Origin of the sequence: Sulfurovum sp., from assembly GCF_049668085.1 — a bacterium.
Taxonomy (GTDB): Bacteria; Campylobacterota; Campylobacteria; order Campylobacterales; family Sulfurovaceae; genus Sulfurovum.
Genome location: NZ_JBATIY010000096.1, coordinates 1 through 3,365 on the forward strand (window position 1 = coordinate 1; position 3,365 = coordinate 3,365).

The window sequence follows — 3,365 nt, forward strand, 5'->3', positions numbered from 1 at the left end:
AATATCAGAGAAGATGCCTACGGTGGTAACATAGAGAACAGAAGCCGTTTTCTTTTTGAGGTCATAGAAGCAGTCTCAGCAGAGATAGGCACAGACAAAACAGGACTCAGACTCTCTCCAAGCGGTACGTTCAATGACAAGACAGACTCCGACCCTTTAACACATTTTACCTATGTCTGTGAAAAATTAAACGACTATGGACTTGCCTACCTTCACATAGTAGACGCTCTAGAGGGTGACATACGCCATGGTGCGAATGTGGTAGAACTTTCTGCAATCAGAGATGCTTACAAAGGCGTACTGATCACTTGTGGCGGTTATGACAAAGAAAGAGGGAATCAGGTCATAGAAGATCAACAGGCTGATGCAGTAGCATACGGTACGCTCTTCATCTCAAACCCTGACTTACCAGAGCGTTTCAAAACAAACGCAGAGCTCAATGAACCCGACATAAATACATTTTACACGCAAGATGAAAAAGGGTACACGGATTATCCTACGCTTTAAGGTGTAGGATGTTTATGTAGAAAATATTTGGGTAGATAAAAGATGAATTACATTTTATCATTTTATCATTAGCTATGGAAATGTAAAAAAGTATATATTCGCACTTCCAAGATAAAGTGGCCAATAGCATAGTTTTAGAACTATAGCATCATTTTTAAATAGTAGTGATGTGTTAGATTTTTTCTTCTTAAAAGGATTAGAGCATGAGTATTTCAGATCAATTAGAGCCATTACCAGTAGGCATAAAACGTTCCAGAGCCAAAGCTGCTTTGATAAATCTGTATATAGGTGATGCTCTTTCTATGCCAGTACACTGGTTCTACAATCCAGTGGATATTATGAAAGCATTTCCTCCTCATGGCATACGCAAAATGGAAGCTGCTCCTACATATCATCCAAGCTCTATCATGAAATTACACTCAACTACCAGTGGCGGTAGAAAAAACAAAAATAATACTATGCAAAAAGAAGTTGTCGGGGAAGTCATTTTAAAAGGTAAAGCCCACCTCTGGGGTCTTCCACATGGTCACTATCATCATGGGTTGGAAGCAGGAGAAAATACACTCAATGCATGGTGGGCAAAATGGCTCATGAATAGTCTAACCAGAGCGGGTCATTATGATTGCGAAGTTTGGGTAAGAGAGTATATAGACTTGATGACTGCAGATAAACCTGCACACCCAGATACGTATGCGGAAAGTTGTCATAGAGGATTTTTCGCAAACTACATCTCTGGGAAAAATCCAAAAGATTGTGGAGCAGTTACGCACGATACTCCATCAATGGGTGCATTGGTAACCGTAGCACCATTGGCTTTAGCACTTCTATCTTCTGAACCTTTGGCCCTAGTACAACAGCAGTGCAGAGAACATGTATGGTTAACACATCCCGATAAAGGTTTGATGCATGTTGTCGATAGCTATGTGGTTTTATTGCATACCCTGCTTAATCGTCCTGTAAATGAATCAGTAGAAGAAGCCATTGAAAAAGCTGCCAATGTTATTCCCGGTACCAAGCTTGGCAAATTACTTAGCCAAAACAAGGAAGATTCTTATGTGGTCGGTCGTCTCTACTCTCTTGCATGCTATATAACAGATTCATGGCCTAGTGTTTGTTATCTTGCTTCCAAGTATTATGAAGATCCACGAAAAGCCCTTCTTATCAATACAAACCTAGGAGGAGAAAATGCACATAGAGGATCTGTATTAGGAACCATAATAGGATTGGCATCAAACAAGTTTGATGAACCATTTTATACTACTTTGGCACAACACGATGCTTTGGATATGCAAATAAACCAATGGCTAAATAGATTCTACCCAAAAGAATAGAGTCAATAGACCTAGATTGATATATCACAATTGAAGAAATTTATGTTATTTTAAATATATGTCTATATATATCAAAAAACACTATACTTTTTTTCTACTTGGTATATTGCTATGGGTTACAATACCTTCTATTGCAAGTGATTTTAAAAATCCTTATAATGCACCTTATGATGGTGAAAGATTTCAAAACCTTGAGCCTTTCCCGAATAAATCTTTTTTTACACTTTTGGAATGGAAGCTCTTTAAAAATGAAGCCAAAAATTGGCCAAATTGGGTAGAGATCGAGGAGGGAGATAAACCAGTTAAGAGAAGTAAAAAAGGTGAAATTATTTATTCGGTCATTAATCATGCCACTGTCCTTATTCAGGTGGATGGCGTTAATATTTTAACAGATCCTATGTGGAGTGAGCGTGCCTCTCCTGTTTCATTTATGGGACCAAAAAGAGTGCATCGACCGGGGCTTGCTTTTGAAGCGTTACCACCCATAGACTTGGTTATCATTTCTCATAATCATTATGACCATCTAGATATACCGACGCTACAAAGACTATCTAAAGTGCATAAACCTCTTATACTTGTAGGTCTTAAAAATGGTGACCTTCTTAGACAGGAGGGGATTGGGAATTTTAAGGAAGTTGACTGGTATCAGACTGAAATACTACAAAAACTTAAGGTGACTTTTCTTCCAAATCAACATTGGAGTGCTAGAAGCCTATGGGATAAGTTTGAAACACTTTGGGGTGGCTTTATCATTGAGTCACAAAGAGGACAAATTTACTTTGCTGGAGATACTGGTTACGGTGATAAATTTATTGAAGAGATCAAGTCTCGCTATAAAAATATAGTTTTAAGTTTTTTACCCATTGGTTCCTATGCGCCCCGTTGGTTTATGAAAGCTTCCCATATGAATCCTCCAGAGTCAATTAAGGCACATATTCAATTAAAATCTAAAAGAAGTGTCGGGATACATTTTGGGACTTTTCAGTTAACTGATGAAGGTAGGGATGAGCCGGTAGAGTATTTAAAAAAGGAGCTATCAAAGACACCAGGAGTTGATTTTCAGGTGCCAGAATTTGGAAAAACGTATAAGCTACCTCGTTAAAGGCAGCGATTAGAGATCTTATGCAAGAAATTGAACTCGTAAATATGGTTTAAAGAGGTAAAACCCGTATCTTGTCGTCTAGTTTCTCTTTGAGTGCACTTTCAATGGCAAACAGTGTGCCTGTACTGGAACTGGCACAGCCATTACATGCACCCAAGTAACGTATATAGATATCTATATCTTCCCCATTTTCTTTGACATCAAGTATTTCTACGTCCCCTCCATCCATAACAAGAAACTCACGTACAGAGCCATCTATGACTTTGTTAACAGCGATGATCTTTTCTTTGCTATCCATCTCTCGAAATGGGATGTCAGATATTGTACCACTCGTCTCTTTTTTTACTTCTGTGACCTTTTTGTTGTCTAGTAGCAGCGTTTCAAGTGTCTCATGACAACTTGTATCATTCGTGCCAGCCTTAGTG

The 3,365-nt window shown here is 38.5% G+C and carries 3 protein-coding genes and 1 pseudogene; 3 read left to right on the forward strand and 1 reads right to left on the reverse strand.

Annotated features, from left to right (window positions below):
* The 3 genes and pseudogenes from WBM70_RS06455 to WBM70_RS06465 form a co-directional block, all read left to right on the forward strand.
* Nucleotides 1-507 (forward strand): annotated as a pseudogene (locus WBM70_RS06455) (alkene reductase); the annotation flags it as partial.
* 203 nt (nucleotides 508-710) lie between these two features.
* Nucleotides 711-1,838 (forward strand): ADP-ribosylglycohydrolase family protein, encoded by a 1,128-nt coding sequence (locus WBM70_RS06460; RefSeq protein ID WP_424557682.1) that lies wholly within the window; start codon nucleotides 711-713, stop codon nucleotides 1,836-1,838.
* 106 nt (nucleotides 1,839-1,944) lie between these two features.
* A complete protein-coding gene (locus WBM70_RS06465) occupies nucleotides 1,945-2,940 on the forward strand; it encodes an MBL fold metallo-hydrolase (RefSeq protein ID WP_424557683.1) in 996 nt (331 codons plus the stop codon).
* Nucleotides 2,941-2,989: 49 nt separating this feature from the next.
* Here the strand turns inward: WBM70_RS06465 and WBM70_RS06470 are convergent.
* A partial coding sequence (locus WBM70_RS06470; RefSeq protein ID WP_424557684.1) for a NifU family protein occupies nucleotides 2,990-3,365 on the reverse strand: 376 nt, incomplete at its 5' end.

What these genes read in the sequence shown, in the direction of transcription:
- WBM70_RS06460 (WP_424557682.1), top strand. Translation starts at nt 711, where the DNA reads ATGAGTATTTCAGATCAATTAGAGCCATTACCAGTAGGCATAAAACGT.